The sequence below is a fragment of the Streptomyces sp. ISL-10 genome, from assembly GCF_018614575.1.
In the GTDB taxonomy this organism is placed as follows: Bacteria; Actinomycetota; Actinomycetes; order Streptomycetales; family Streptomycetaceae; genus Streptomyces.
The window spans coordinates 92,891-118,335 of record NZ_JAGGOJ010000008.1; the positions used below are offsets into that span (position 1 = coordinate 92,891).

Below are 25,445 nucleotides of genomic sequence, written 5' to 3' on the forward strand. Positions count from 1 at the left end.
GCGGGCGCGGGCGTCGGGCCGTTCCCGGCGCCGGGAACGGAGCTGCCGGACTCAGCCCGCCGGTTCCCGGTGCCGGGAACGGGCTCCTGCGGGTCTCAGCCCGCCGAGGACCGGTCCTCCGCCGCGGCGTCGGCCGCCACCCGCTTGAGGGTGCGGCCGGTACGGGCGGAACGGGCCCGGCGCGGCTCGGTCGCGTGGTGCGAGGACGCGTGCCGGTCGTTCCTCTTCACCAGCAGCCAGCTCTCGCGCTGCCCGTCCCGACCGGATCGTGTGCGGGTCAGCGCGTAACCACCGCGGAGCTTGCCGCCGTGCAGGCAGAACGAGGCATGGCCGTCCCGCAGGGCGTCCGCGAACGGGACCTCGCGCCCGCGCCGGTCGGTGGCGAGGCTGTGATACGTGCCCTCGTCCCAGATGATGACGGTCCCGCCGCCGTACTCGCCCTCCGCGATGACACCCTCGAAGTCCGCGTAGTCGAGCGGATGGTCCTCGGTCGGCATCGCCAGGCGTTTGTCGTGCGGGTCGGCAGAGGGGCCCTTCGGCACGGCCCAGCTCTTGAGGACGCCGTCCACCTCCAGCCGGAAGTCGAAGTGCATCGCGCCGGCGTCGTGGATCTGCACCACGAAAGTGGGCTCGGGCTGCCCGCGGCGCCCGGTGGTCCCCCTGGGCTCCGCGGTTCTGCGGAAGTCGCGTTTGCGGTGGTAGTCCGCCAGGGCGTCGGTCGAGGGCATGAAGACCTCCTTCGCGGCCGACCGCGCTCTCGCCCTCCGGTTGCCCCGAACCCGGCGGCACACCGCAGCCGCCCTCCGGCAACGTGCCCCGGGGGACTGCCTCAGGCCGTCTTGCGCGCGGTGAGCAGCAGGTACTCCCAGTCCATGGCCGCGGGCGCGGTGTCGTCGGTGTTGCTTGCCTGGCGGGCCAGAGTCGCGAGTTCCCGGTCGAGCGCGTCGACGCGCGCGGGGTCCTCGGCGATGTTCCGGTATACGGCGATGGTGGGGCCGTAGTTCGCCTTGAAGTAGTCGCGGAACGCCTCCGGCGACTCGAACCGGTCCACCCGTACCGTCTGCCGCCTGGCGGCGACATCGGTCACGCGATCGGCGAACAGCGCCCGCACATGCTGCTCCTGACCCCACAGCGGCGGAGGCTGGGCCCCGGGCGGGGGCGGGGGCGCGTACGGCTTCATCGTCGCGAACATGCGGCCGATGAAGCCTTCCGGTGTCCAGTTGATCAGGCCGATCCTGCCGCCCGCCCGGCAGACCCTCAGCAGCTCGTCGGCACTGGCCTGGTGATGCGGGGCGAACATGATCCCGACGCAGGACATCACCGTGTCGAACTCGCCGTCCTCGAACGGCAGCGCTTCGGCGTCCGCCTCCCGCCACTGAAGCTCCGCGCCCTGCTTCTCGGCCACCTGTCGCCCGGCCTCCAGCAGCTCAGGGGTGAGGTCGGTCGCCACGACATCGGCCCCGGCGAGTGCCGCCGGGATCGCGGCATTGCCCGAACCAGCCGCGACGTCGAGCACGCGCTGCCCGCTGGTCACCCCGCAGGCACGCACAAGAATGGGCCCCAGGTCCGGGATGAGCTGGGCGGCTAGGGCGGGGTAGTCACCCAGCGCCCACATCTTCCGGTGCTTGGCCTTCAGGGTGCGGTCGGCTTCGGTCGCCGCCTTCGCCTCGGTCATGACGGATCTCCTCGCAGCCTTCTGCGCGTCCACTCGGGCCGGCGGGTCCGGCTCAGGGACACCCGGCGGATCCTGGCGGGTGCGATGACGCGCCCTGATCCACCGGACGGGACCTGCTCACCTGTTCCCCATCATCCGCCGATGCCCCGGGCCGCGCCGCCCGGCCGCTCCGCCCGGGCCGCTCGCCCCCTCGGCCCGGTGTGCGGCTGCTCATCGTGTCGGCCACCGGCCGCTGCTCGCGCTGCCGACCGGTGGGCGGCGTCGCTCAGCCGGATGCGGCGTCGCGGGTCATGGGCGGTGCGGCGGGAGTGTGCGCCGTCGACGACCAGGTCCGCCTCCGGCGTCCGGGGTTCCCGCCCGCCCGGCCATGGCGCGAGAATCACCGAGGCAGCGTGATGGGGGCCCTTCGGGACCGGACGTGCTCGGCTTGACGACGTTTCCGGCCCCTGGCCCCTGGCCTCCGACCCGCCGACCCGCCGACCCGCCGACCCGCCGACCCCCGGCCCGGTCCGCCGGACCCGTACGTGCTCGGCGCGCGATCAGAGCGTGCTGAATGCGCGGGAAGGGGCCGCATGGTGCGCACCGTCCCCGCCCACGGCCCTGCGTCGCGTCCGCAGCGCGCTCAGCCGGGGGCGTGCCCGCGCCCCGCGGAGCGCGTACCGGCGGCACCCGCGCCACTGGGCGGGGCCGACACCGGTCTGCTGTCCGCCCCGTGTGATGAGCGTGTTGACCGGCGTCATCGGATCCCAGCCGAGGGACCTGGCGAGCAGCATGCCGGCGACCAGGGGCACCAGGACGCCGGCCAGAGCCGTACCGGTCGTGGCGACGTGCTGGATACGGGGGCGGCGGGACGCGTCAGGAGTCATGGCCGTCATTCGATCAGCGGTGCGGCCGATGGGGATCGGACCAGGTACTCAGCGGACGCTGCCTCATCTACTCATCCGCGGACCCTGTCCCTAGTCGCCGACGCCCGTGCGCCACAGGGACACCATGGGGCGACCTGTCGACCTGCCGCGGTACTTGGTGCGTGTAGCAAGGACGGTTTCCAGGAACTGCACAGCGGCCCGTATGACCTCGTCGTCGATCATCTCGCCCCGCTCGCCGAGGCGTGGGCGTCGGGCGACTCGTCCTCGACGGCTGCCCGCCGGGAGGCCTACGCCGATGGCCAGGGCGCGAGCGCCACGCCGGTCGCGGTCCCGCCCGCACAGCGAACGCCGTCGTCCAGTACATGCCGGCACCGTAGGGCCGCCCGCGGCGCGGAAATGCGTTCGAGTGCCGAGGATGGTCGCCGATAGGGTGCGCGGCATGACAGCGCCGCTCCGTCTGGAGACGATCACACCCGGCAACGTGCTCGCCGCGTGCGCCCTCGCCGTCCGTCCCGACCAGAAGGATTTCGTGGCGCCGGTGGCGCGGTCGCTGGCCGAGGCGTACGCGCAGCCGGACGTCGCCTGGCCGCGGCTGATCTTCGACGGCGACCGGCTGGTCGGCTTCGTGATGGCCTTCTTCGACGTACGGTTCAACCCCGAGGACCCGGACGACCTGCCGCGGTCGGGACTGTGGCGGCTCGCCGTGTCCGCGGGCGAACAGGGCCGCGGATACGGCCGCTTCGCCGTCGAGTCCGTGTGCCAGGAGATCCGCAGTCGGGGCGGCACACGGGTGACGGTGTCCTGGAAGCAGGGCGAGAAGGGGCCGGAGAACTTCTATCTGCGGCTCGGCTTCCACCTGACCGGCGAGACCAGCGAGGACCAGGTCATCGGGGAAATGGACCTGACCGGCACGAGCCGGAGCCTTCCGGTGGCCGGTGCCGCCGGACAGGGCCGATAACGTCACGTCATGGGGGAACGAATGTTCGGCGACGTGCCCGCACCGGCACCCGCACCCGGTGCCGGCGCACCCGCACCCGGCACCGCACTCGCGGTCCGTCCGTGCCGATGGTGCGGACGGCCGTTCCGGCACGCTGGGAGACGGGGGCGCCTCGCGTTCTACTGCCGGCGCACGCATCTGTGGCGGCGCCGGCTGTCCGACCTCATGGAACTCGTGGGAGAGTCCGCTTAGGACCCGCTCACACCGGCCCCGCCCCCGCCCAGGCCCCCACCCGTCGGCCGCACCGCGCGGTCACGCGCCGGCCGGAAATATAATGAGTGCGGGCTGTACGAGCCCAGCTGAGCCGGAGCCACCGTGCGGGATGCGAGTGGCCGGGCCAGTCGGCCTTCGGACGTTCCTCGGAGAGGTCCATGACCCGGAGTCGTCCCTCGCGATCGGCGACCGCCGACGATCTCCTGACGACCCTGGGACGGCTGACCGACCGGGTGCGCCAGGGCGCGGAGCGTCAGCGCGCCCGTGTCGAACTCGCCGAGGCACTGCAGCGTTCCATGCTGCCGACCGGCCTCCCCGATCTGCCCGGCCTGCGGGTGGCGGCCGAGTACGCGCCCGCGGGCAACGGCCTCGACATCGGCGGTGACTGGTACGACGGCTTCGTCCTGCCCGACGGCTCGCTCGGCTTCTCGATCGGCGACGTACAGGGCCACGACGTGGAGGCCGCCGCCTTCATGGGACAGATCCGCATAGGGCTGCGCGCCGTCGCCCACGCCACCACCGACCCCGGCGAGATCCTGGGCCGCGCCAACGAACTACTGCTCTCCGCCGATCACGAACTCTTCGCGACCTGCAGCTTTGTCCGCTTCGACCCGGCCACCGGCGATCTCGAGAGCGCCCGGGCCGGTCATGTGCCCGGCGTGTGGGCGACGGCCGGCGGGCAGGGCGGGGTCGTCGAGGACGAGGCGGGCGTGCCGCTGGGCATCCTGCCCGGCGAGGTGTATCCCGTGGCGCGGCGCCGGCTGTCCAGCGGGGGCACCTTCGTCCTGCTCACCGACGGTGTGGTGGAGGGGCCGTCGTATCCGATCGACGCCGGACTCGACGCCGTGGCCGCCCTCGTGCGCGCCGCGGCGAACACCGGTGCCGACGCGGCCGAGCTTGCGTCGCAGGTCATGGGGGTCGCGGCGCTGACGGACCACACGGACGACGCCGCCGTCCTGGTGCTGATCCACGATCCCGTCGGGAGCCGCTCCGCGGGCCCGGAGCCGTCGGACGGCCGGTAGATCCGCCGAGCGGGCAGCGCGTGTCAGGGGAGCGCGCGGAGCCGGGAACGTTGTCTGATGACAGACGTGCCCCGTAGCGAACACCTCCGACGTCCGGCCGCGGCACTGCTGCGGATGCTCGCCGTCGCCGCCGCCTACTGGGTCGGCGGACAGATCGGCCTCCTCCAGCAGGTGGTGGTCGAGGGGGCGGTCGTGACGCCCCTGTGGCCGCCCACCGGGATCGCGCTGGCCTGCCTGTTGTGGATGGGAGCCGGGGTCTGGCCGGGCATCGCTGTCGGTGCCCTCGCCACAGTCGCCACGCTCGACTCCCTGGACGCCGCCACGCTCGGAGTCCTCGCGGGTAACACCCTCGCCCCCCTCGCCGCGTATCTGATGCTTCGGCGGATCGGTTTCCGGATGGAGCTCGACCGGCTGCGGGACGGGCTCGCACTCGTGTTCCTCGGGGCGCTGGGCGGCATGCTGATCAGTGCGACCTTCGGCGTGGGGACGCAGGTGTGGAACGGGTCGCTGTCGCTCGGCGAGTTCTGGCCGGTGTGGTCCGCATGGTGGGCGGGCGATGCCATGGGGGTACTGGTGATCACGCCGGTCCTCCTCCTGCTGCCCCGGGCCCGCCTGCCCCGCGACACGCGGCCCTACTGGTGGACCGAGGCCGCGGCCCTGTGTGTGACGGCGGCCGCCGTCGCCCTGCTCGTCACGCGGATCGAACTGTCCCTGCTCTTCCTGGTCTTCCCGGTGCTGATCTGGGCGGCTCTGCGGTTCCAGCTGCCCGGCGCGGCCCCGTGCGCCCTGCTGATCTCCGTGCTGGCGATCTCGGCGGCGACGTCAGGGGCCGGACCGTTCGCCGGCCGCAGTCTGCTGGAGCTCATGGTGGTACTTCAGGCGCTCAACGGCTGCGCAGCGCTGACGGCTCTGCTGCTCGCCGCCATCATCACCGAGCAGATCGGGATCCGCCGCCGGGTCGAGCAGGCGTGCTCGGCTCTCGCGGAGGTCGTGGACCAGCTCGCTCCGGGCGAGACGGCCCACCTGTGGCCGGTCGTCGAGGGCGGGAAGGTCGCGGACCGGATGGGCGGGGACGACTAGCGCGTTGCCCGGCAACGGCCCCGCGTACCAGGTCACGGGCGTGCGCTGGCACACGAGGTCCAGCACTCGGAAGTTCAGGACCACCGGCCGAGTTGACCGCCGCCGTCCAGCCGCTGCTCGGCGGTGGGCAGCACGTCACGGCGGGACGCAGGGCGCTCCGGCCTCGCTGGTCAACCGCGACGGCCCGTCGACGTCGGGACGGGCAGGGCAGGCCCTGCCGGCGCCGGCGGAACGGTCCGCATCGCGTTCGCCAAGGGCGACTCGGCGCTGATCACGGCCCACGCCAAGGGCTTGCGCCGACGACGAGTACCGCGAGGGCATTGCCTTCACCCGCCGCGCGGGATCGGCGGGAAGGCCGGACGCCTTGCTCTGCCGGCCGTGCTGCCGGCCGCTCCGCTGACGCGGCGGCTCCGCCGTAGGCGGCGTCCGGCCGTCGGCGGAGCAACTCCGTCCCGGGCACCTCGATCAGTGCAGCCCGCGGCGTCCGGCCCCCGGCAAGGCAACGGCCGCGTCGGGCACCGGACAAACGCGCGCGCGCAGAACGGACGCCGTCGGACCGCGCCCGTGCCCGGCGAGGGGACGCGCCGGTGCCGGTGCGGTGCCGAGCCGGAGCCGGGAAGGCCGCGGGGCGCGGGCTCAGCCGATGTCGAGGCGGGCGGCAGCGCGCAGCAGACCGGGGGAGAGGCGGCCGATGAGACGGGCCGCCTTGGCCTCGAACGTGACGGGCACGACCGCCCGGTCCTTGGCGACGGCACGCAGGATCTCCTCCGCCACCTTCTCCGGCGGGAAGTTCCGCTTGGCGTAGAGGCCGGAGACCCGCTTCTGCCGCGCGGCCTCCTGCGCGGCGTCGAGTCCGGAGAAGGTCGTCGTCCTGGTGATGTTGGTGTTCACGATGCCGGGGCAGATCGCGGACACACCCACCCCGAAGCCCGCCATCTCGGCCCGCAGACACTCCGAGAGCATGAAGACGGCGGCCTTGCTGGTGGCGTAGGCCGCGAGCATCTTGGACGGCAGGTAGGCCGCGGCCGACGCGAGGTTGACGATGTGGCCGCCCTCGCCGCGTTCGGCCATGAGGCCGCCGAAGGCGCGGCAGCCGTGGATGACACCCCACAGGTTGACGTCCAGGACCCGCTGCCATTCCCTATCCGTGGTGTCGAGGAAGGCGCCGGAGTGGCCGATGCCCGCGTTGTTCACGACGATGTCCGGCACGCCGTACTCCGCGGTGACATCGGCGGCGAACGTGTCGACCGCGCTGCCGTCGGAGACGTCGACCAGCCAGGCGCGGGCGGTGGCTCCCAGCGCGCGGGCCAGTTCGGCGGTGCGCTCGGCGGCGTCGATGTCGACGTCGCACAGCGCGACATCGGCGCCCTGACCGGCGAAGGCCAGCGCCGTGGCCCGGCCGATACCGCTGCCGGCACCGGTGACGACGGCCAGTCGGCCGGTGAACGGCCCCCGGTCGTCCGCCCGCCGGGGCAGTGGCGCCGAGGTGTCCCGGCCCTCATGGCGTGCGACGAATTCCCTGACCATACGGGCCACGGTGGTTCCCTTCTCCAGCAGTGCGGACCAGTGGGTGGCGGGCACGCTGCGGCGCCACAGGTTCGGGACCCAGCGTTCGAGACCCTCCGCGAGTGCCGGGCTGACGTAATGGTCCCGGGTGAGACCGATCAGCTGCACCGGCACCGTGGTGTGCCTGGGCCTCGGGCGCAGCAGCCGGGGAAGCATGTTGGCGCGGTACAGGTCGATACCTCGCACCGCGTCACCGGCGAGCGTGGGCTGCGGGTGGCCGGGGCGCGGACTCACCGACTCCGCGAGCCGCAGCACGGTGTCCCAGCGGTCGGCCAGCCCGTGCCGCCAGGCGGCGGACGCGAGGACGGGCAGGTGGAACGCGGCGATGTACCAGGAGTGCGCCAACTGCCCCAGGAGCTGCGCCACATGGCGTGGCGTGGGCCGCGCCAGGCGGTGGCGGATCCAGTGGCCGACGTGGTCCAGGCACGGGCCGGAGATCGTGGTGTACGAGGCGATGCGGCCGGCCCCGTCGGGGTGGGTGACGGCCTCCCAGGACTGGATGGAGCCCCAGTCGTGAGCGACCACATGGACGGGCCGGCCGGGGCTGACGGCCTCGGCCACGGCGAAAAGGTCGTCGGCGAGCAGCTCCAGGCGGTAGTCGCGCCGGCGGGCGGGCCGCCCCGAACCGCCCGCGCCGCGCACGTCGTAGCGCACGACATGGTGGTCGTCGGCGAGGGCGGCGGCGACGTCGTCCCACACCCGGTGGGTGTCGGGGTAGCCGTGTACGAGCAGCACGGTGGGCCGGGCGGGGTCACCCTGTTCGTACACGGCGAGCGGGACGGTGCCGCAGCTCACGGTGCGGCGGCGGGGCCCGAGGGCGTCGGCGGCCATCAGGCTGCGGCCTGCTGCCAGCGGCGGACGTGGGGCAGGTCGTCGTCGAGCCAGTAGGCGTCGTCCTCCGTGACCACCAGCAGCTCCTCGAACTTCAGGCCGACGTCGCGGAATCCGATGTGCGGTTCGACCGCCCACAGCCCCGGCGTGGGGGCGTGGCGCGAGGAACGGCCGTCGGCCCACAGCGGGGACCGGCCGTGCAGCCGCTCGCTGATCAGCTCCCGGCCGAGGGTCTGAAGGGTGCGCACCCCGAATCCGAACACGTTGACGCCGGCCGGGCCGCGGGCCTTCATCCGCGTGACCTGGTGCCCGATGACCCGGCCCGGGTAGACCTTGTGCCGGTTGTCGTAGCCGTGCTCGGCGATCAGCGCGTCCACGGCCGCGTAGATCTCGGCGAGGGGCTTGCGCTGCCGCACCTCCCGCAGAATCAATTCGCGGTACTCGCGCAGGTCCTGGGCCATCAGGTCCCAGACCGGGTTGTCGCCGATCCTCCCGGCGTAGCCGATGTCCGCGGTGTAGCCGTCGACGACGGGCGCGCAGTCCAGGACGTACGGCATGCCCTCCTCCAGGCGGCGTCTGCCGGCGAAGAACTGCAGTGGCGTACGGAAGTGCCGGAACGCGGTGCGGTCGCCGAACCAGGCGAAGGGGACGTGGAAGAAGTCCTCGACGCCCTCGGCGACCAGTTCGCGGCGGAGCCGGGCCGCGGCCTGGCGTTCGGTGACGCCCGGTTCCAGCCAGTCCCCGACGCGTTGCGCGCAGCCGTAGGCGAGCTGCTGGAGGGCGCGGAACCGGTCGAGGTCGTGGTCGTCGAAGGGGAACGAGGGCATGCGTACGGAGCGTGTCGTGCGGCCTGTCGCGTGGGTGCTCATGGTCTCGCCTTCATGGTGTCTCGATGGTGTCTCGTCTGGGACCGAAGTGCCGCGGGGCCGGGGCTGTCCGGCGTGCCTACACGTCGAGTTCGAGGCGGGAGCCCTCGGGCGCGCGGGAGACGCACACACGCATCCGGCCGTCCGCCCGCTCCTTCTCGGTGAGTCTGCTGCCGCCGTGGTCGACCGTGCCGGCGGTGACCCGCAGGGTGCACACACCGCAGAAACCCTGACGGCAGGAGTACGGGGTCGCCGGGTCCCTGGCCAGCAGCACGTCCAGTGCGGACCGGTCGGCCGGCACGGGCAGCACCTCACCGCTGCGCCGCAGCCTCAGCTCGAACGGCCGGCCGTCGACGATCGGCGCGGCGGTGAACCGTTCGATGTGCAGGGCCGACGCGCCGCTGCCGTCGAAGGCCCGGCGTACGGAATCCAGCATGGGGCCGGGCCCGCAGCAGTAGACGGCGGCCCCGGCCGGCGCGCGGCCGAGGAGCTGCGCGCCCTCGGGGGCGCCGCACTCGTCGTCGGGCAGGGTCTCCACCCGGTCGCCGCCGAGTGCCGCGAGCTCGCCGATTTCCGCCGCGAACGGCATGGAGGCGCGTGAGCGGCCGGTGTGGACCAGGCGCCAGTCCAGGCCGAGCCGGGCGGCCTCGCGGGCCATCGGCAGGATCGGGGTGATGCCGATGCCTCCCGCGAGGAACAGCACGGCCGGTTCGGCGGCGAAGGGGAAGGCGTTGCGCGGTCCCGTGACGGTGACGCGCGAGCCCACCCGCACGGCGTCGTGGACCTCGGTGGACCCGCCACCACCGCCGGCGATGCGGCGGACGGCGATCCGGTACGCGTGACGGTCGTTCGCAGCGCCGCACAGCGAATACTGCCGGACACGACCGGACGGCAGACGCAGGTCGACATGGGCACCGGCCTGCCAGCGGGGCAGCGGTGAGCCGTCCGGCGCCACCAGCCGCAGCGAGACGACGTCCTCGGCTTCGTTCTCCCGGGCGGCGACGACGAGTTCGAGGCCGGTGGTCGCGCGCCTGGGCGGCCGCCGCCCGTAGCGGTCGGTCCTGGTGACGGCGGGAAGGTAGACGTCGGAGAAGGCGGCGAGGAAGCGCATCAGGCGATCGCCCCGGCCCCTTCCGTACAGGTCGGGTGGCGGGGCCGGGGCGAGTGGCACGGCGGTGCGGTGGCGCATCGCATGGTCCTTGTCTGGCGTACGGCGGGTGGTGTGCGTACGGCCGGGCCGGCGGCGGGTTCCGGGGTGGGCCGGGGCGGTGGGTGGCGTGCCGTGCGCGTACGGCCGGGCGGGCCGGCGGCGGGTTTCAGGGTGGCCGGGGCGGCGTACGGCGGGTGGTGTGCGTACGGCCGGGCCGGCGGCGGGTTTCGGGGTGGGCCGGGGCGGTGGGTGGCGTGCCGTGCGCGTACGGCCGGGCGGGCGGGGTGCGCGGGGCGTCAGCGCGCGGCGGCGCGGGCAGCGGGAGAGGAGCCGAGATAGGCGACCGCCTGCCGGGTCGAGCCCTCCTGCGACGGGTGGTAGCGGGGGCTGAGGTAGCGGGAGGCCCAGCGTGTCAGCCTGCCGAGCCGCGGCAGCAGTCCCCGCCGGGCCGCCTCCCGGTATCCGCGCCAGGTGGGCGCCGCCCCCTGCGGCAGCGTGGGGTCGGCGGCCATCAGGAACCGGGCCCCGCGGATCCACAGATGGAGCAGCACCGGGCCGCCCACGGCCATGGTGCGGATTCGCCGCAGATACCCGGGGTCGAGGTGGCGCAGGAGGTCGTACGCGACGCTGCGGTGCTCCACCTCCTCGGCGCCGTGCCAGCGCAGCAGATCGAGCATCGTCGGATCGGCGCCGGCCCGGTCGAGTCCCTCCGCGTTGAGCACCCAGTCCCCGAGGAAGGCGGTGAAGTGCTCGACGGCGGCGATGATCGCGACCCGCTCGATCACCTGCTCGCGCCGCCGCACCGCCGGCAGATCCGGCCGCTCGCCCAGCACACGGCCGAAGACGAACTCGACCTGCTCGACGTACGGGCGGGGATCCAGGCCCTGTGCCAGGAGGTGGTCCAGCACGCCCTGATGCGCCTCGGCGTGGACGGCCTCCTGCCCGATGAAGCCGAGGACCTCCTCGCGCAGCTTCTCGTCCCTGATCAGGGGCAGCGCCTCCTGGAAGGTGCGTACGAACCAGCGTTCGCCCTCCGGCAGGAGCAGGTGGAGGACGTTGACGACGTGGGTGGCCATCGGCCGGCCGGGGATCCAGTGCAGGGGCAGCCGCGCCCAGTCGAAGCTGACGTCCCGCGGCTGAAGGACCAGATCGTCGTGCTCTTCCGTGGTGCTCATGCGGGCACTCCTCCGTCACGAACAGGGGGTGGGCGGGCAAACGGGACCCGAAGAAGGGCGGCCCGCGTCCGGCGGCCGCCCTTATTGAGGGTTACTCAACAGTAGAAGTTATTGACTTCTTGTCAATAGGATGGAGTCATGACTCGGCGCCACCCCGCTCCCCGCGCTTCCCGGATGCCCCCCACCGACCGGCGGACCCAGATCCTGGCCGCGGCCCGGCGCGTCCTGGAGGTCCGCACCATTGACGAGATCTCCGTCGAAGCCGTCGCCGACGAGGCCGGCGTCTCGCCGGGGTTGCTGTTCCACTACTTCGGCACGCAGCGCACTTTCCGGCTGGCGATCCTGCAGGCGGCGGCGGAGGAACTGCTGACACACGTCCGCCCCGACCCGTCCGTGAGCCCCGCCGAACAACTGCGCTCGGGCATGGAGACCTTCGTCGACTACGTGTCGCGGCACCCCACCGTCTACCGGGCCGTCACCCTGCTGAACACCGGCAGCGGGACGCGCACCCTGCACCGCTCGGCCCGCTCCACCCTCGCCGGATGGCTCACGGAGGCGCTGCGTACCGCGGGCGTGCCTGCCGACCCTGCTGTCGGACTCGCCGTGGCGGGGTGGCTGGCGTACATGGAGGAAGTGGTCCTGACCTGGCTGGACGAGCCGTCGATGGAGCGGACCGCCCTGATCGACCTGTGCGAGCGCAGTTTCTACGAACTGATCAGGACGGCCGTCGGCGACGACGCCCGATGGCAGCAGATCCTCGCGGGGATCGGCGCCCGTTCTTCTGCGTCCTGAACGCCGTGTCCGGACGGGGGCCTCGCCCCGTCCGGACACGGCCCGTGCGGCGCCGCATCACGCGGCAGGCTCTCCCGTACACGGCACCGCCCCGCGACCGGTGGTCGACGAGGCGGTGCCGTGTACGGGACGGACCCGGCGTGCGGGCCCGCTCCGGCGTAGGACCTGGTGCTGCCCGGGGATGGCGTTCCGGCGGGACGGGTCACCAGTAGTGGCGGCGACCGCCGACCGCGTGGCCGACCGCGCCGAGCAGCCAGAGAACGGCTCCGACCGCGATCAGAATGATGCCGATGGTCCACAGGATGCCGAGGTTGGCGACGGCACCGACGATCAGAAGTATCAGCCCGAGGATGATCATTTCTTTTTCCCTCCGTGGTCGGAGCGGCCCTGTGCTGTACGGCTTTCCACTCTCCTCGGGCGCAAACGGCCGACCGCGGGGGGCCTGTCGCCGCCGGCGCTTACGGCCCCGGGTGTGACGAAGGGCCGGAGCCGGGAGCCGGCGCAGGCAGGAGTGTGTGGAAGTGCGCGACGCTCACCGCAGCCCCGCGACCGGTGGTGCAGCCGCCGCACACCGCCTACACCCGGGCCGACGGCACGGACGAATGGTCCCGGCGGCTGGGCGACGAACGGTCCGGCAGGGCCTGGCGCTGCCGTGACCCGCGGGATGCCGGAGCCTGGCTCGCGCTGGGCTCCGACCGGCCGATCACGCACCACGACGCCTGCGGTGCTCGCAACCGCCCGCGCCCCGAAGGGCGCCGCGTCGTCGTGCGCCGCACTGACGGGTCTGATGGCCCTGGAGGGCTGCACCACCACGCTGCGGTGGCCGGTGGGGAGCACGAGGTGTCCGGCCGGATCACTCCGGCCACCGGGCGCACCTCACCGCCTTCGCCCTCGACCCCGTGGCCGCCCCCGCGGACGAGGTCGCCCATGCACCGGTCCTGCCGACCATGACCGGAGGCCGCACCCGCCGGTCGGCGGGGTAGGGGCCTGGGGCCCGGCCACGCGGGCCCGGCGGCGAATTCAGCCCGTCCGGGCCCCGGGGCGAAGCCCAGGGGGAGTTCGAGGACCCGCCGAAGGCGGTACGGGGTCCGGGGCTTGCCCCGGCTGATGGAATGGGGCGGGTGGGGGCGGCGGGTCCGCCGACCGGTGGAGGCGGAGGTGTGATGAGCGAGACCGTCGGCGTCCCGCCGCAGGCGCGGCAGCGGCTCGTGGCCCGGTTCGGGCCCGGCGCACTGGACTGGTGCGACGAACTGCCCGTACGTGTCGCGGAGTCGGCGGACCGGTGGGGCCTCGATCTCCTCTCGTCGGGCGGCGGCGGAACCTCGCGGGTCTTCCGCTGCGTCCGCCGTTCCGACGGGGCGGCCGCATGGCTGAAGCTGACGCCCGACACGCGGATCGCCGCCGAGGAGGCCGAAGCCCTGCGCGTCTGGGCGGACATCCCGTCCGTCGTCGGCCTGCTGGCGGCGGACCCGCACCGCGGCGCCCTGCTGCTGGAGGCGGTGGAGCCGGGGACCGACGTGAAGGGCACGCCCCCGCGGCTGACAGAAGTCGCAGCGCTGCTGCGCGACCTTCGCGCCGGTGGTCGCGCTCCCGACAGGGGCTCGGCGCTGAGGCCGCTGACGGACCGGGTGGACCTCCTCTTCCGACTCGCGGGGCGCAGGGCGGCGGCCGGACCCGGCGGCGTACTCGACGCCCCGGCACTCGACAGAGCCCGTGCCCGGGCCCGTGAGCTGGCCGGAAGCGGCCCGCCTGGGCTCGTTCACGGGGATCTGCACGCGGCCAACGTGCTGACGGGCCCACGCCACCGGCTGGTCGCCATCGACCCCAGGCCGGCGCTGGGCGACCCCGACTTCGACGCCGTGGACCCGGCCTTGGCCGGAGTCGCGGACCTCCGGGCGCTGATGCGAAGGATCGAGGACCTGGCGGCACTGGTCCCCGGCCTGTCACCGGACCGCGTCCTCGGCTGGTGCCGGGCGACCGCCGCACTCGTCGCGGCGCCGCGGATCCGCGCCGGGCGTGACGACGCGGAGACCCGGTTCCTCGTGGGCCTGACGGGCGGGTGAGCCCCCGGGGAGGGGCGGGTTGGTACGATGCCGGGGCGCGCGCACATGCCGCGACTGCCGCTGCGACAAGGGAGGTTGATGAATATGGCCCGTCGGTCCCTTCATCAGCATGCCCTTGTCCGGGCCCCGCGCGGAGCGTGAGCGGCCCGGTCGCCAAGACGACCAGGAGAGTCGCGTGTCTTCTCATCCATCGACCGGTGCGGACCTGACCACCGATCGCCTCGTGCTGCGGCCATGGTCCGCCGGTGAACTCGCCGCAGTCCTCGCCGACGTCAGGCCGGCGCACTGGGCGGAGGATTTCCCCGCCGAGGGCGACCGCTTCATCGCGGGCTACCTCACCGAGAACCCTCAGGCGCTGAACGCGTACGGGCACCGGCAGATCATCGAGCGGGCCGGCGGAGTGGTCGTCGGCTCCATCGGTCTGTTCTGGCCGCCCACCGACGGGATACTCGAAGTCGGCTACGGCATCGTGCCGTCCCGACGTGGCCGGGGTTACGCCTCCGAAGCCACCCGCGTCCTCGCGGAGTTCGCCCTGACCGCACCGGGCGTGCACACCGTGCACGCCCAGGTGGAGCTGTCGAACCCGGCCTCGGTCCGCGTACTGGAGAAGGCCGGGCTGCGGCGCTGGAGCAGCGACGCGAACATGGTCCGGTTCCGTATGACTGCAGGCGACCTGAACCGGCGGTGAACCGACCGGGCCCGGCGGCGGACGGTTTCCGCTGCCGGGACCCGGCACCGCCGTGAGGCCGCCACCGGTGCGCCCACGGCGGAAAGGCGCTCCGGCCGTGCGTCGCAGGTCCCTCGCCGCAGCCGATGCCGCGATACGCCGGGCGCGCAAGGAAGTCGACTGGCTCGGGGTCCTGGCCGCGCAGGCCGCACAGGCGGTACTGAAGACGTACTTCCAGGCCTGGAAGAACTGCTGGGACGGCCGGGCCGACGCCCCCGACTTCAAGGGCCGCTTCCGGTCGGTGACGTCGGTGGACATCCCGAGGGCCGGGACCTGAACGTCCCCCGCGTACGCCGCCGCTGGGGCATGGTCAACATCCCCAAGGCCGGCCGGGTCCGGTCCCGCTGGCCGAGGCGTGAGAAGGGAGTTGGCAAAGGGACCGCTCTCAGCGGGTTGCGGTGCTTTTGTCGCGGCCGTGACCGGATCGGCGGTCGTCATAGGGTGGCCGACGTGACGACACAGGACGACGCACGCCGGGACAGCGTGCTCTACGGGTGCATGGGACTCGGCGGGACATGGGACACCGAGCCCTACGGCGCGCAGGAGATCGCCCAAGCCGAGGCGGCGGTCGAGGCGGCGCTGGAGTGCGGCATCACCGCCTTCGACCACGCCGACATCTACCGGCACGGAAAGGCCGAAGCGGTCTTCGGCGAGGTGCTGGCCAGGAACACGGGGCTGCGCGAACGGATCGTCGTGCAGACCAAGTGCGGCATCCGGCTCCCGGACGGCGACCGGCCCGGCATCTACGACCTGCGCGGCCGGACCGTCGTGCGGCGGGTCGAGGAGAGCCTGACGCGCCTGCGCACCGATGTCATCGACGTGCTGCTGCTCCACCGGCCGGACCCGCTGGCTGACCCGGACGACATCGCCGAGGCGCTGACCGGGCTGCACCGGCAGGGGCTGGTGCGCCGGTTCGGTGTGTCCAACATGGGCGCCGCCCAGATGGCGCAGCTGCACGCACGGCTCGATGTCCCGCTGGTGGCCAATCAGTTGGAGATGAGTCTGTACCGGCGTGACTGGCTGGAGGCCGGAGTCCTGGTGAACACCCCGGCAGCGGCGGCCAACGGCTTTCCGTTCGGGACGCTCGAGTACTGCCGGGAGAACGGAGTGGCGCTCCAGGCATGGGGCGCGCTCGCGCAGGGACGCTTCACCGGTCTGCAGGAGACGCCCGAGGAGGAGGCGACCGCGCAGCTGATCGACGCGCTGGCGACGGCGAAGGGCACCACGCCGGAGACCGTCCTGCTGTGGTGGCTGCGGCGGCACCCGGCCCGGATCGCCCCCGTCATCGGCACCGCGCGCCCCGAACGGATCCGCGCCTGTCGCGACGCCGTGCAGCGGCCCCCGGAACTGAGCCACGAGGAGTGGTACGAACTGTGGCTCACGGCGCGCGGCGTGCCGCTGCCCTGACCGGAGGGGCCCTGACCGCGTGTCGCAATGACCCACGTGGCCCCGACGCACGTGGCACCGACCTACGTGGTGCCGACCCACCTGGCCCTGGCCGCATTACGAACGCGACGGCCGCACGACGGCGGTCCTGGCCGTCGACCGGCCGCGTCCCTTCATCCGCGCCCGTCGTGAACTGGCCCGCGCGGCGCAGCCCACGCCGCCCGCCTGATCTCCTCCGAGCCGAAAGGGCCCCGTCCTCAACGCCGTCGCCGAGGACCTCGGCCCGTCTGTCGACGCGCAGACCCTGCGCACCCGGGTCACCGCCCCCGCCGACAAGTACCCCCGGGCTGAAGTAACCCCCACCATTCACACTGTCGGGTAACACAACACGCGCGCCTGCGGATAGCCATGGGGCGGACGGGGTAGAACGGATGCCGGGTGCTCCAGTACGGCACCCGGAGCTGCTCGTGAAGCGGGCTGTTCCCCCAGATGGACAGAAGGACGGGTATGGCCAGCGGCACGGTGAAATGGTTCAACGCGGAAAAGGGCTTCGGCTTCATCTCCCAGGACGGCGGAGGCCCCGACGTCTTCGCCCACTACTCGAACATCTCGGGAAACGGCTACCGCGAACTGCGTGAGGGCGAGGCCGTGACGTTCGACGTCACGCAGGGGCAGAAGGGCCCGCAGGCGGAGAACATCGTCCGCGGCTGAGCCGCTTCGACGACACCCGCACTGGACCGCCACCGACGAGGTGGCGGTCCAGTGCGCTGTCCGGGACCGGAGCGCCGCGCCCGAGGGAAGTGTCAGTCCACCCGCAGCACGAGCTTCCCGCGGGTGTGACCGCTTTCGCTGATACGCCATGCCTCGGCAGCTTCGGCGAGCGGGAGCACCTGGTCGACGTGCACCGTGAGCTTCCCCTCGTCGGCCAGGGCGGCCAGCGCCGTAAGACCCGCGCTGTCCGGACGGACCCACACGTAACGCGCGCCCTTCGCTGGTGCCTGCGGGTCGGCGACGGAGGCCACCCGGTCCGGTCGGCCGACGAGCTCGAGGGAGACGTCGACCGCCTCGCCGCCCACGAAGTCCAGGGCCGCGTCCACTCCTTGAGGCGCCAGATCCCTGACCCGCTCCGCGAGCCCGGGGCCGTAGGTGACGGGTTCGGCGCCCAGCTCGCGCAGGAAGGCGTGGTTGCGCTCGCTCGCCGTACCGATGACACGGGCGCCGAGGGCCACGGCGATCTGTGTGGCGAGGGACCCGACGCCTCCGGCGGCGGCATGGACGAGAACCGTGTCGCCCGAGCTGATGTCCACGCGCCGGATTGCCTGATACGCCGTCAGTCCCGCCAGGGGCATCCCCGCAGCCTCCTCCCAGCTCATCGAGGCCGGCTTGCGGGCGAGCATCCGTACATGGGCGGAGACGAGTTCGGCGTAACCGCCGAGCTCCGCGCTGTCCTTTCGGACGTACCCGTACACCTCGTCGCCGATCTCGAACTCGTCCGCGTCGAGCCCCACGCGTTCGACGACCCCGGCCACGTCCCAGCCGGGGATCAGGGGGAAACGCACTTCCATGATGGCGTCGAGTCCGCCCTGCGCGAGCTTCCAGTCGACCGGGTTCACCCCTGCCGCCCGCACGCGCACGAGCACTTCGCCGGGGGCCACCTTGGGGTCGGGGTGGTCCGAGAGCTCCAGGTCGTCGGCCTTGCCGTAGCGGTTCATCGTCACAGCTTTCATGCCTGCGAAACTAGCCGATGCGCAAGGACACCTGACGGCAAAACAGGTCTCGGCACAGCGGTGTCGCCACGAGCGCTGTCCCTCCGTTGCGGGGGGAAAGCAACTTCGGTGTTGCGTCCGCACCCTTGTCCCGCCCCTGACAGCGGCTCATACTCACACCCGGTGATTGACAGGGGCACATCATGGAGGGCCGATCCCCTCAAGGTGTCCCTCCTGGCTGCACCTCACGGTCCGCCATCCGTCGGACCCCTGAACTCCTGAGGAGGAGATCGAGTGAGGAACAACCGCACCAACACCGGCATCAGGAGACGCACCCGCCTGCTCGCGGTCGCCGCCGGCGTCGTGGCCGTCACCGCGGCCGGCCTGCCGAACGCCGGAGCCGCCTCCCCGGAGGTCTACAGCGCCACCCAGCTGTCCCGGGTGAGCGACGCCGTACTGAAGGCTGGCGTCGGCGGCACCGCCTGGCACGTCGACGAGGCATCCGGCCGGGTCGTCGTGACCGCCGACAGCACCGTGTCCCAGTCCGGGATCGACCAGCTGAAGAAGGCCGCGGGCGCCGAAGCGGGAGCGATCAGGATCGAGCGCGACCGCGGAGTCTTCACTCCGCTGGGCTCCGCCGGTGACGCCATCTACGGCGGCGGCTACCGCTGCTCCCTCGGCTTCAATGTCGTCAGCGGCAGCACGTACTACTTCCTCACCGCAGGACACTGCGGTGACGTGGCCAAGACCTGGTACGCCAACTCATCGCAGAGCACGCTGATCGGACCGACCGTCGGATCGAGCTTCCCCGGCAACGACTACGCGCTCGTCCGCTACGACAACGCCTCGCTCAGCCACCCCGGCGGGTACTCCGCGGCGGATGCCTACGTCGGCGAATCGGTCAAGCGGACCGGATCGACGACCGGCACCCACAGCGGCACCGTCACCGCCCTGAATGTCACAGTCCACTACAGCGGCGGCGGCACGGTCAGGGGCATGATCCAGACCAATGTCTGCGCCGAGCCCGGTGACTCCGGCGGGCCGCTCTACGACGGCAGCAAGGCACTGGGCCTCACCTCGGGCGGCAGCGGCAACTGCCGTAGCGGCGGCACCACCTTCTACCAGCCCGTCAAGGAAGCGCTCGGCAAGTACCAGGTGAGCGTCTACTGAACGACCGGCGGCCGGGCCGGGCACTGCGCCCGGTCCGGCCGCCGCCGTACGAGGAACCCTAGAAGGTCAGGTTCCAGGCGTTGATCCTGCCCGTGTCCTGCGAGGCGATGTCCCGCACCCGCAGCTTCCAGCTACCGTTCGCCACCTCGCTCGACGCGTTGACGCTGTACGTCTTGCCCACGTTGTCGGTGCCGTCGTTGTTCGGGAAGTCCTCCAGCAGGTACACCGTGCCGTCGGGCGCGACGAGTGAGACGACGAGGTCGCCGCGGTAGGTGTGCTGGATGTCCACACCGACCTTGAGCGTGGCGGGCGCGTTGCCCGTGACACCGGAGACCGCGATCGGGCTCTCGGCCGTGGCGTTGTCGGCGATCGCGATGTCGGCGGTGTTCTCGAAGTACGTTCCGGTGGGCGGTGTGCTGCCGCCGACGGCCTTCAGGGCGTCGACCTGCCCCTCGCCGAAGAACCCGTTCCGGGCCGTCGTACCGGTGCAGCGGCTGTCGGAGGGGCAGGCGGTGTCATTCGCCTGCGAGTCCAGCCGGGCCCTGATGTCAGCGGGCGCGTAGGCGGGATTGACGCTCGCCAGCAGTGCGGCGACGCCGGCCACGTGCGGGGAGGCCATCGACGTGCCGTTCATGTTGCCGTACTTGCCGCCCGGCAGCGTGGAGTAGACCCCGTACGCTCCGTCGCCGCCCGGGGCGGCGACGTCGATGACGCCGTTGCCGAAGTTGGAGTACGAGGCCTTGACATCGCCCCTGCCCATGGCGGCGACCGTGACGACGCCGGGCAGCTCTGTCGGGATGTCGATGCAGGCGTTCGTGATGGTGCGGGTGACCGGGGTCGAGTCGTTGGGGCTCTCGCTGTCGGTCGTCTTGTTCGCCAGGTCGTAGTTCGAGTTGCCCGCTGCGGCGACCTGGAGCGAGCCCTTGCTCTCGGCGTACTCCTGCGCGCGCCGGACGCCCTCGATGATGGCTGCCTGGTCCGCGTTGTCCGGGCAGTTGAACTGCCACGGGTCCGTGTAATAGCTGTTGTTGGTGACCTTGAACCCGTGGTCACCGGCCCACATGAAGCCGCAGATGGTGTTCTCCGCGAAGAACAGGCTGCTGGTCGGCTCCGCGATGCGTACCGAGGATATCTTCACGCCCGGAGCGACGCCGATGACGCCCTTGCCGTTCCTGGCCGCCGCTATCGTGCCGGCGACGTGCGTGCCGTGGGTGCCGACGTCCCGCCAGGCGCCCGCGCGGGTGTCGGCCTTGCCGTAGGCGCAGGAGACCGAGTCGGCCGCGTTGAAGTTGGGCGCGATGTCCTGGTGCTGGTCGTCCACGCCGGTGTCCAGGACGCCGACCTTGACCGTGGCCGATCCGGTGGTCACCGCCCAGGCCTGGTCGGCCTTGATCTGCGTCATGTCCCAGCGGCTGGACTCCGTCAGCGTGGTCGTCGACTGGGCGGGATTCGCGGGGAGCTTGGGGTTGTACGCGTCGGCCGGCACGTCCGACGTACGGGTCGCGCCGACCTGCTGGACGCCGGCGACGGCGCGCATCGCCGAGGCGAAGGAGCCGGACGCAGAGTGCGCCACGATCACGCCGATCGCGTCGTAGGACGCGAAGACCGTACCGCCGTTGGCCGTTACGGCGTTGCGGGCGGCCGTGGTGTCACCGGGCGCGGTGATCACCAGGTAGGCGCGGGTGCCCGCGGCCCAGGAGGCGGTCGCGGCCGAGGCCGCTTCGGGCGCCGCCGGGGCGGCGTGGGCGGTCTGGACGGGTCCCGCGAGGGCCGCGGCTGCTCCGACGGCGACGGCAGCGGCGGCGACGGCCGAGCGTCTCAGCCGGGTGGACATGTGGGAAAACAATGCGTCCTCCGAAGGCCCGGAGGCGCTGGTGGCGCCTGCCCCGGGCCGAGTGATGTGTGGGGTGGACGCAAGATCTCAGACTCTTGTTATGGAGGAAAGCCTTCCGTTCGACGAACCGGCGTGCGATCGCGCGCCGTTGCAGGCTGCCGCGGATCAGCCCTGTCTGCGGTACGGTCCCGGGCCATCCGGTACTCGCGCTTGAACGCCTTGGCGAACGCGAACTCCGAGGTACATCCCGTGCGCTGGGCGGCCTGCGCAGAGGGGAGTCGTCGGCCCGCAGCAGGGAACCCGCCGCCTTCATGCGCCACCACGCCGGAACGGCCGGCGGAGGCCGGCCGACCACCGCGGTGAAACGGCGGGCGAACGCGGCACGGGGCAACCCCGCGCGGGTGCCCAGCTCCTCCACCGTCCAGGCCCGGGCCGGCTCGCCGTGGACGGCCTGGAGGGCGGCGGTGACGGCTGGGTCGCGCAGGGCCGCGGCCCAGCCCCTCGGTGTTCTGCCGCTCGCCGAGCCACCAATTGCGCTGCAGGTACAACAGCAGCGTGTTCAGCAGCGCGGGGACGAGCGCGTCGGAGCCCGGCTGCGGTGACTCCAGCCCCTCCCCAGCGGATCGATTGCCGTCCGCAAAGAGGCGTACGTTCCGATGCGCGCCGGGATGTGGATGACATCCGGCAGGTCGCTGAGTAGCGGATGCGACCGCGCCCTGCTCAATTGACAGGCGCCGCACAGCAGGAGGCTCGCCGGCCGTCCGTTCGCCGGGCCGGGGCCGGGGCCGGGGCCGGGGACGGTGTCGGGCGGCCAGGTCGTCGTAGACGCGCGTCCCGGCCGCGCCGCCGGCTGACATGCAGGCAGCCGTCGTGGAGTTCGAGGTCGTCGAAGCCGAACCTCGCCCGCTCCGGCCAGACGGGCGACTACCCCGCACACGTGGTCCGGTAGCCCGCCTCCCGGAAGGCCCCGGCCGGCGTGGTGCGGTACGACGTCCACGGCACGCCGTCCTCGTACCCCGACGCGACCGTGCCGGGTCTGCCGGAGCCCGGTGTGCAGCGCCGCCCGCGCGGGCACGCACGTGGGGATCGCCGAGTACGCGCCTCTGAACCGGACGCCCTGTCCGGCGAGCTCGTCGAGGTGGGGCGTACGGACCATGGGGTGCCCGCCCTGCGGACAGGCAGTCCCCGCGCCACTGGTCGACGCAGACGAGCACGATGTCGCTGTGCGCACACGGTCACTTCCGTCCGCCGCTCTCGCAGGATCGGACCGGCTCACGAACCTCGCGATTCCGTCCGTCGCCGACCCCGGTCGAGGCGCCTGCACACAAGCCCACCGGCTCATGCGCTCCGTCCCGAGGGACCGAGGGACCGAGTGACCGAGTGACCGAGTGACCGCGGGACGGGGGACCGGGGGACGGGCGGCCTGGGACCGGCCTCGGCCCAGGCCGGCGGAGCGCCCTGAGCTGCATATCGCGGGGCACGGGGGCTACCCGTAGCGGGATGGACGAAACGGTAGATGGAGGGAGAGGGTGGCGGTGGTCTCGGAAGCGGTTTCGGAAGCGGTTGCGATTCCTGCCGACGGATCGGTGATCGCCGGTGACCTGGTGATTCCCCCGCACGCCCGGGGGATGGTGCTCTTCGCGCACGGCAGCGGCAGCTCCCGGCACAGCCCGCGCAACAGAGCCGTGGCCGCCTCCCTGCGGAACGCCGGCCTGGGGACCTTGCTGATGGACCTGCTCACCGAGGACGAGGAGCGGGTGGACGCGGTGACGGCCGAGCACCGCTTCGACATCGGCCTGCTGGCACGGCGTCTGGAGGCGGCGGTCGACTGGCTCGGCGCGCACCCGGCCGCCGCCGAGCTGCCGGTGGGTCTGTTCGGCGCCAGCACAGGGGCGGCTGCGGCGCTCGTCGCGGCGGCGGAACGGCCCGTGCGTGTGCAGTCCGTGGTCTCCCGCGGAGGCCGCCCCGACCTGGCCGGCGACGTGCTGGGCCGGGTGCAGGCACCCGTGCTGCTGATCGTGGGCGGTGATGACAGGGAGGTGCTGCGGATGAACCATGATGCGGCCGCACAACTGCGTACGCCGCACCGGCTGCATGTGGTGCCCGGGGCCACGCACCTCTTCGAGGAGCCCGGCGCACTGGAGGAAGTGGCCGATGTGTCGTGCGACTGGTTCCTCCGGCCGGGGGCCGCCGCACCCGAGGACGCGGGGCGGTGAGCCCGGGCGCGCCCGGCGGCCCGCGCGCCGGGTCCGGTCAATCCACTCGGACAGGTGCCCCGCGTGTCTGCCGTCGTGTGTCGCCAGGTGCACGAACTGATCCACGTACTCCAGAAGTCCCCGTCGCCACGCGGCGACCTGAACGGCCGGTAGTCGCCCGTCGAGGACACCCGAAGCACGCCCCGCCCCGGCGCGGAGGTCGAGGAGACTTCGCTGGTGCTTCGGCGCCTTTGTGACGGCGCTCGGTGCCACGGGGGCCGACGGGGCCGGGGCCGTCACGGCGGCTGGCAGACCGGGTGGCGGCGCCCCGGGCGTCAGGTGGCGGTGGTGCGGCGCTGTTCGTCGCTGTTCCGGCGGAGCCGGTCGGTCTGACGGGTGATCCCGTCGATCCGGGCGGCGAGGTCGGGGTGGTTGTGGCGCAGATGCGGGCGGGCGTCGGCCAGCGGTCCGACCAGGCTGGCGGCGTCATCGTCCGCCAGAGCGCTGACGAGCAGCGAGAGCGGCGTGCGTGCCTGGCGGGGGAGGTCGGTGAGGGCGGTGATCTGCCCGGCGAGCTGGCGCAGGTCCGCCGCGTTGTCCCGGGCCCAGGCGGTGACGCTGCGGTTGGCGGCGCGCCGGTCGCGGGTGGCCTTCACGCGCTCTTCGCCGGTGCTGCCCGCGGCACCGGGACGCAGACGCAGATAGCGGCGCTCGGCCGCCTGCCGGCTCGTGACGCCGAGGGGCTCGGCGAGATCGGCCCAGCTCGCGCCCGCTCGGCGGGCCGCCTCGATGAGCGCCGGTTCCCAGCCGGCGAGCCGATTGCGGACCTCGCGCAGGAGCAACAGCGTGGCGAGGGCCTGCTCCGCGCTCGTCGCGGTGGTGTCCGACGCGTCCCGGCCGTCGCCGTCCGGGGCGGCGTGGGCGGCGCGGACGGCCTGATCGATGACGCCGAGCGCGGATGCGGCGGCAAGGAAGGAAGCGGGGGCGGGCCTGTTCGGCCGGTCGACTGCTGGCACGGGGCTCTCCTCCGAGTTGTCACCCTTTCGATGACTTCTTTCTTGTCATCCTTTGGATGACATGTTACAACAGGAGAGAGGTGAAGCGCATTGGCACATTTGCCCGTCACGACTGGAGGTGTTCCACCATGTTGATGCGCACCGATCCCTTCCGTGAGCTCGACCGTCTCAGCCAGCAGCTCCTCGGCACACCCGGCACCTGGTCCAGGCCGTCGGCGATGCCCATGGACGCTTTCCGGGAGGGTGACGAGTACGTCATCGCCTTCGATCTGCCCGGTCTCTCGTCCGACGCGATCGACATCGACGTCGAGCGGCACATGCTGACGGTCAGGGCCGAGCGGCGCCCGGTCCAGAAGGCGGAGGACGTGCAGATGGAGCTGTCCGAGCGCCCGCTGGGCATCTTCTCCCGGCAGGTCATGCTCGCCGACACGCTCGACACCGAGCACATCAAGGCGGACTACGACGCCGGTGTGCTGACGCTGCGCATCCCGATCGCCGAGCGGGCCAAGCCCCGCAAGATCGCCATCGGCGGCGCGAGCGCCGACGTCAAGCAGATCAGCGACTGACGCACGCCCGTCGGCAGAGCGCGGAGGACGGGGCAAGCGATCTCCCCCTCCCCGGCCCCGCCCTCCGCTCCGCATGACGCCGCGCCGGAAAGGGGACAGCGGTGGTGCACATGCGTTGGGAGGCGTTCCTGGAATCGGTTCAGGAGCGCGGAGAATATCCTTCGAGGTCCGAGGCCGAACGGGCTGCCCGCGTGGTCCTCGCCCTGCTGGGCGCTCATCTGGTGGGCGAGGAGCGGTCCGAGCTGGCCGCCTGCCTGCCGGAGACATACGCCCTGATCCTGCTCAATCCGCTGCGGGCCGCCGAACCGCTCGATCCCGACCGGTTCGTCCGGGCCACGGCGGCATGGATCGACGGAGCCACCGAGGAGACCGCCAAGTGGGATGCCAGTGCTGTCCTCAGCGTGGTGGCAGACGCCGCCGGTGACGAGCTCATGGGCAGGTTGCTGCTCCAGCTCCCGCCGGGCTACGACCTGCTCTTCGGCCGCCCCCAGCCCACCTGAGGGCGCCGCGCAAAGGTGCGGGCCGGATCGGTCGGATCGATGGCCGAGA

Annotated in this window: 25 protein-coding genes and 2 pseudogenes; 14 read left to right on the top strand and 13 right to left on the bottom strand. The window is 72.6% G+C overall.

The window, feature by feature from the left end:
- Window positions 1–95 precede the first annotated feature (95 nt).
- The 4 genes from J7E88_RS09290 to J7E88_RS36720 form a co-directional block, all read right to left on the bottom strand.
- Window positions 96–728: a DNA polymerase ligase N-terminal domain-containing protein gene (locus J7E88_RS09290; RefSeq protein ID WP_215179143.1), complete on the bottom strand. Its 633-nt coding sequence runs from the start codon at window positions 726–728 to the stop codon at window positions 96–98.
- Window positions 729–829: 101 nt separating this feature from the next.
- Entirely contained in the window at window positions 830–1,675 is an 846-nt protein-coding gene (locus J7E88_RS09295; RefSeq protein ID WP_215179144.1) for a class I SAM-dependent methyltransferase, read from the bottom strand.
- Window positions 1,676–2,214: 539 nt separating this feature from the next.
- Entirely contained in the window at window positions 2,215–2,541 is a 327-nt protein-coding gene (locus J7E88_RS09300) for a hypothetical protein (RefSeq protein WP_251022362.1), read from the bottom strand.
- Window positions 2,542–2,631: 90 nt separating this feature from the next.
- Complete coding sequence (locus J7E88_RS36720; RefSeq protein ID WP_285427521.1) at window positions 2,632–2,763, bottom strand: hypothetical protein; 132 nt, start codon at window positions 2,761–2,763, stop codon at window positions 2,632–2,634.
- A gap of 217 nt (window positions 2,764–2,980) precedes the next feature.
- On the opposite strand from J7E88_RS36720, the gene J7E88_RS09305 reads away from it, so the two are divergent.
- From J7E88_RS09305 to J7E88_RS09315, 3 genes are all read left to right on the top strand, one after another.
- Window positions 2,981–3,499 (top strand): GNAT family N-acetyltransferase, encoded by a 519-nt coding sequence (locus tag J7E88_RS09305; protein WP_215179145.1) that lies wholly within the window; start codon window positions 2,981–2,983, stop codon window positions 3,497–3,499.
- Between the two features lie 410 nt (window positions 3,500–3,909).
- The gene (locus J7E88_RS09310) at window positions 3,910–4,773 is read left to right on the top strand and encodes a PP2C family protein-serine/threonine phosphatase (RefSeq protein WP_215179146.1); all 864 of its coding nucleotides are present in this window, start codon (window positions 3,910–3,912) and stop codon (window positions 4,771–4,773) included.
- 66 nt (window positions 4,774–4,839) lie between these two features.
- Window positions 4,840–5,853 (top strand): MASE1 domain-containing protein, encoded by a 1,014-nt coding sequence (locus J7E88_RS09315; RefSeq protein ID WP_215179472.1) that lies wholly within the window; start codon window positions 4,840–4,842, stop codon window positions 5,851–5,853.
- A 636-nt stretch (window positions 5,854–6,489) separates the two neighbouring features.
- On the opposite strand, the gene J7E88_RS09320 is transcribed toward J7E88_RS09315, so the two are convergent.
- From J7E88_RS09320 to J7E88_RS09335, 4 genes are all read right to left on the bottom strand, one after another.
- The gene (locus tag J7E88_RS09320; RefSeq protein WP_215179147.1) at window positions 6,490–8,250 is read right to left on the bottom strand and encodes an SDR family oxidoreductase; all 1,761 of its coding nucleotides are present in this window, start codon (window positions 8,248–8,250) and stop codon (window positions 6,490–6,492) included.
- Window positions 8,250–9,119, bottom strand: coding sequence for a M24 family metallopeptidase (locus J7E88_RS09325; protein ID WP_215179148.1), 870 nt, complete (start codon window positions 9,117–9,119; stop codon window positions 8,250–8,252). Before J7E88_RS09325 ends, J7E88_RS09320 begins: the two co-directional genes overlap by 1 nt.
- 76 nt (window positions 9,120–9,195) lie before the next feature.
- Entirely contained in the window at window positions 9,196–10,305 is a 1,110-nt protein-coding gene (locus tag J7E88_RS09330) for a PDR/VanB family oxidoreductase (RefSeq protein WP_215179150.1), read from the bottom strand.
- A gap of 257 nt (window positions 10,306–10,562) precedes the next feature.
- A complete protein-coding gene (locus tag J7E88_RS09335) occupies window positions 10,563–11,441 on the bottom strand; it encodes a metal-dependent hydrolase (protein WP_215179152.1) in 879 nt (292 codons plus the stop codon).
- 138 nt (window positions 11,442–11,579) lie between these two features.
- On the opposite strand from J7E88_RS09335, the gene J7E88_RS09340 reads away from it, so the two are divergent.
- The gene (locus J7E88_RS09340; protein WP_215179154.1) at window positions 11,580–12,233 is read left to right on the top strand and encodes a TetR/AcrR family transcriptional regulator; all 654 of its coding nucleotides are present in this window, start codon (window positions 11,580–11,582) and stop codon (window positions 12,231–12,233) included.
- Window positions 12,234–12,435: 202 nt separating this feature from the next.
- On the opposite strand, the gene J7E88_RS09345 is transcribed toward J7E88_RS09340, so the two are convergent.
- On the bottom strand, window positions 12,436–12,591 hold the full coding sequence (locus tag J7E88_RS09345; protein WP_215179156.1) for a DUF6131 family protein: 156 nt from the start codon (window positions 12,589–12,591) through the stop codon (window positions 12,436–12,438).
- 197 nt (window positions 12,592–12,788) lie between these two features.
- On the opposite strand from J7E88_RS09345, the pseudogene J7E88_RS35675 reads away from it, so the two are divergent.
- The 6 genes and pseudogenes from J7E88_RS35675 to J7E88_RS09370 form a co-directional block, all read left to right on the top strand.
- A pseudogene (locus tag J7E88_RS35675) lies at window positions 12,789–13,216 on the top strand (amidohydrolase); the annotation flags it as partial.
- Between the two features lie 180 nt (window positions 13,217–13,396).
- Entirely contained in the window at window positions 13,397–14,296 is a 900-nt protein-coding gene (locus tag J7E88_RS09350; protein ID WP_215179158.1) for an aminoglycoside phosphotransferase family protein, read from the top strand.
- Between the two features lie 175 nt (window positions 14,297–14,471).
- Window positions 14,472–14,984, top strand: a complete 513-nt coding sequence (locus J7E88_RS09355) for a GNAT family N-acetyltransferase (protein ID WP_308307433.1) — start codon at window positions 14,472–14,474, stop codon at window positions 14,982–14,984.
- 103 nt (window positions 14,985–15,087) lie between these two features.
- Window positions 15,088–15,398: pseudogene (locus J7E88_RS09360) on the top strand (RNA-guided endonuclease TnpB family protein); the annotation flags it as partial.
- A 123-nt stretch (window positions 15,399–15,521) separates the two neighbouring features.
- Window positions 15,522–16,430 (top strand): aldo/keto reductase family oxidoreductase, encoded by a 909-nt coding sequence (locus J7E88_RS09365; RefSeq protein WP_215179473.1) that lies wholly within the window; start codon window positions 15,522–15,524, stop codon window positions 16,428–16,430.
- A gap of 486 nt (window positions 16,431–16,916) precedes the next feature.
- On the top strand, window positions 16,917–17,120 hold the full coding sequence (locus tag J7E88_RS09370) for a cold-shock protein (RefSeq protein ID WP_215179162.1): 204 nt from the start codon (window positions 16,917–16,919) through the stop codon (window positions 17,118–17,120).
- Between the two features lie 92 nt (window positions 17,121–17,212).
- Here J7E88_RS09370 and J7E88_RS09375 read toward each other — a convergent pair whose 3' ends face one another.
- The gene (locus J7E88_RS09375) at window positions 17,213–18,136 is read right to left on the bottom strand and encodes an NADP-dependent oxidoreductase (protein WP_215179164.1); all 924 of its coding nucleotides are present in this window, start codon (window positions 18,134–18,136) and stop codon (window positions 17,213–17,215) included.
- 273 nt (window positions 18,137–18,409) lie between these two features.
- Here J7E88_RS09375 and J7E88_RS09380 point away from each other — a divergent pair, with 273 nt between their 5' ends.
- On the top strand, window positions 18,410–19,285 hold the full coding sequence (locus J7E88_RS09380) for a S1 family peptidase (RefSeq protein WP_308307434.1): 876 nt from the start codon (window positions 18,410–18,412) through the stop codon (window positions 19,283–19,285).
- 58 nt (window positions 19,286–19,343) lie between these two features.
- Here the strand turns inward: J7E88_RS09380 and J7E88_RS09385 are convergent, their stop codons facing one another.
- Both J7E88_RS09385 and J7E88_RS35680 read right to left on the bottom strand, forming a co-directional pair.
- The gene (locus J7E88_RS09385) at window positions 19,344–21,119 is read right to left on the bottom strand and encodes a S8 family serine peptidase (RefSeq protein ID WP_215179166.1); all 1,776 of its coding nucleotides are present in this window, start codon (window positions 21,117–21,119) and stop codon (window positions 19,344–19,346) included.
- Window positions 21,120–21,678: 559 nt separating this feature from the next.
- Complete coding sequence (locus J7E88_RS35680) at window positions 21,679–22,461, bottom strand: cupin domain-containing protein (RefSeq protein WP_308307435.1); 783 nt, start codon at window positions 22,459–22,461, stop codon at window positions 21,679–21,681.
- Between the two features lie 187 nt (window positions 22,462–22,648).
- Between J7E88_RS35680 and J7E88_RS09395 the strand changes: the two genes are divergently transcribed.
- Window positions 22,649–23,335 (top strand): dienelactone hydrolase family protein, encoded by a 687-nt coding sequence (locus tag J7E88_RS09395; RefSeq protein WP_308307436.1) that lies wholly within the window; start codon window positions 22,649–22,651, stop codon window positions 23,333–23,335.
- Between the two features lie 314 nt (window positions 23,336–23,649).
- Here the strand turns inward: J7E88_RS09395 and J7E88_RS09400 are convergent, their stop codons facing one another.
- Window positions 23,650–24,330 carry a type III effector protein gene (locus J7E88_RS09400; protein ID WP_215179168.1) on the bottom strand — a complete coding sequence of 227 codons (681 nt, stop codon included), beginning with the start codon at window positions 24,328–24,330 and terminating at the stop codon, window positions 23,650–23,652.
- Between the two features lie 128 nt (window positions 24,331–24,458).
- Between J7E88_RS09400 and J7E88_RS09405 the strand changes: the two genes are divergently transcribed.
- Together J7E88_RS09405 and J7E88_RS09410 are read left to right on the top strand one after the other, a co-directional pair.
- Window positions 24,459–24,896, top strand: a complete 438-nt coding sequence (locus J7E88_RS09405; protein WP_215179170.1) for an Hsp20/alpha crystallin family protein — start codon at window positions 24,459–24,461, stop codon at window positions 24,894–24,896.
- 110 nt (window positions 24,897–25,006) lie between these two features.
- Window positions 25,007–25,396, top strand: a complete 390-nt coding sequence (locus J7E88_RS09410; protein ID WP_215179476.1) for a DUF2267 domain-containing protein — start codon at window positions 25,007–25,009, stop codon at window positions 25,394–25,396.
- The last annotated feature ends 49 nt before the right edge of the window (window positions 25,397–25,445 follow it).

Excerpts from the sequence above, each read along its gene's own strand:
- J7E88_RS09290 (WP_215179143.1), bottom strand. The coding sequence starts at position 728 with ATGCCCTCGACCGACGCCCTGGCGGACTACCACCGCAAACGCGACTTC.
- J7E88_RS09295 (WP_215179144.1), bottom strand. The coding sequence starts at position 1,675 with ATGACCGAGGCGAAGGCGGCGACCGAAGCCGACCGCACCCTGAAGGCC.
- J7E88_RS09300 (WP_251022362.1), bottom strand. The coding sequence starts at position 2,541 with ATGACTCCTGACGCGTCCCGCCGCCCCCGTATCCAGCACGTCGCCACG.
- J7E88_RS36720 (WP_285427521.1), bottom strand. The coding sequence starts at position 2,763 with ATGATCGACGACGAGGTCATACGGGCCGCTGTGCAGTTCCTGGAAACC.
- J7E88_RS09305 (WP_215179145.1), top strand. The coding sequence starts at position 2,981 with ATGACAGCGCCGCTCCGTCTGGAGACGATCACACCCGGCAACGTGCTC.
- J7E88_RS09310 (WP_215179146.1), top strand. The coding sequence starts at position 3,910 with ATGACCCGGAGTCGTCCCTCGCGATCGGCGACCGCCGACGATCTCCTG.
- J7E88_RS09320 (WP_215179147.1), bottom strand. The coding sequence starts at position 8,250 with ATGGCCGCCGACGCCCTCGGGCCCCGCCGCCGCACCGTGAGCTGCGGC.
- J7E88_RS09325 (WP_215179148.1), bottom strand. The coding sequence starts at position 9,119 with ATGAGCACCCACGCGACAGGCCGCACGACACGCTCCGTACGCATGCCC.
- J7E88_RS09330 (WP_215179150.1), bottom strand. The coding sequence starts at position 10,305 with ATGCGCCACCGCACCGCCGTGCCACTCGCCCCGGCCCCGCCACCCGAC.
- J7E88_RS09335 (WP_215179152.1), bottom strand. The coding sequence starts at position 11,441 with ATGAGCACCACGGAAGAGCACGACGATCTGGTCCTTCAGCCGCGGGAC.
- J7E88_RS09340 (WP_215179154.1), top strand. The coding sequence starts at position 11,580 with ATGACTCGGCGCCACCCCGCTCCCCGCGCTTCCCGGATGCCCCCCACC.
- J7E88_RS09345 (WP_215179156.1), bottom strand. The coding sequence starts at position 12,591 with ATGATCATCCTCGGGCTGATACTTCTGATCGTCGGTGCCGTCGCCAAC.
- J7E88_RS09350 (WP_215179158.1), top strand. The coding sequence starts at position 13,397 with ATGAGCGAGACCGTCGGCGTCCCGCCGCAGGCGCGGCAGCGGCTCGTG.
- J7E88_RS09365 (WP_215179473.1), top strand. The coding sequence starts at position 15,522 with ATGGGACTCGGCGGGACATGGGACACCGAGCCCTACGGCGCGCAGGAG.
- J7E88_RS09370 (WP_215179162.1), top strand. The coding sequence starts at position 16,917 with ATGGCCAGCGGCACGGTGAAATGGTTCAACGCGGAAAAGGGCTTCGGC.
- J7E88_RS09375 (WP_215179164.1), bottom strand. The coding sequence starts at position 18,136 with ATGAAAGCTGTGACGATGAACCGCTACGGCAAGGCCGACGACCTGGAG.
- J7E88_RS09385 (WP_215179166.1), bottom strand. The coding sequence starts at position 21,119 with ATGTCCACCCGGCTGAGACGCTCGGCCGTCGCCGCCGCTGCCGTCGCC.
- J7E88_RS35680 (WP_308307435.1), bottom strand. The coding sequence starts at position 22,461 with ATGAGCCGGTGGGCTTGTGTGCAGGCGCCTCGACCGGGGTCGGCGACG.
- J7E88_RS09405 (WP_215179170.1), top strand. The coding sequence starts at position 24,459 with ATGTTGATGCGCACCGATCCCTTCCGTGAGCTCGACCGTCTCAGCCAG.
- J7E88_RS09410 (WP_215179476.1), top strand. The coding sequence starts at position 25,007 with ATGCGTTGGGAGGCGTTCCTGGAATCGGTTCAGGAGCGCGGAGAATAT.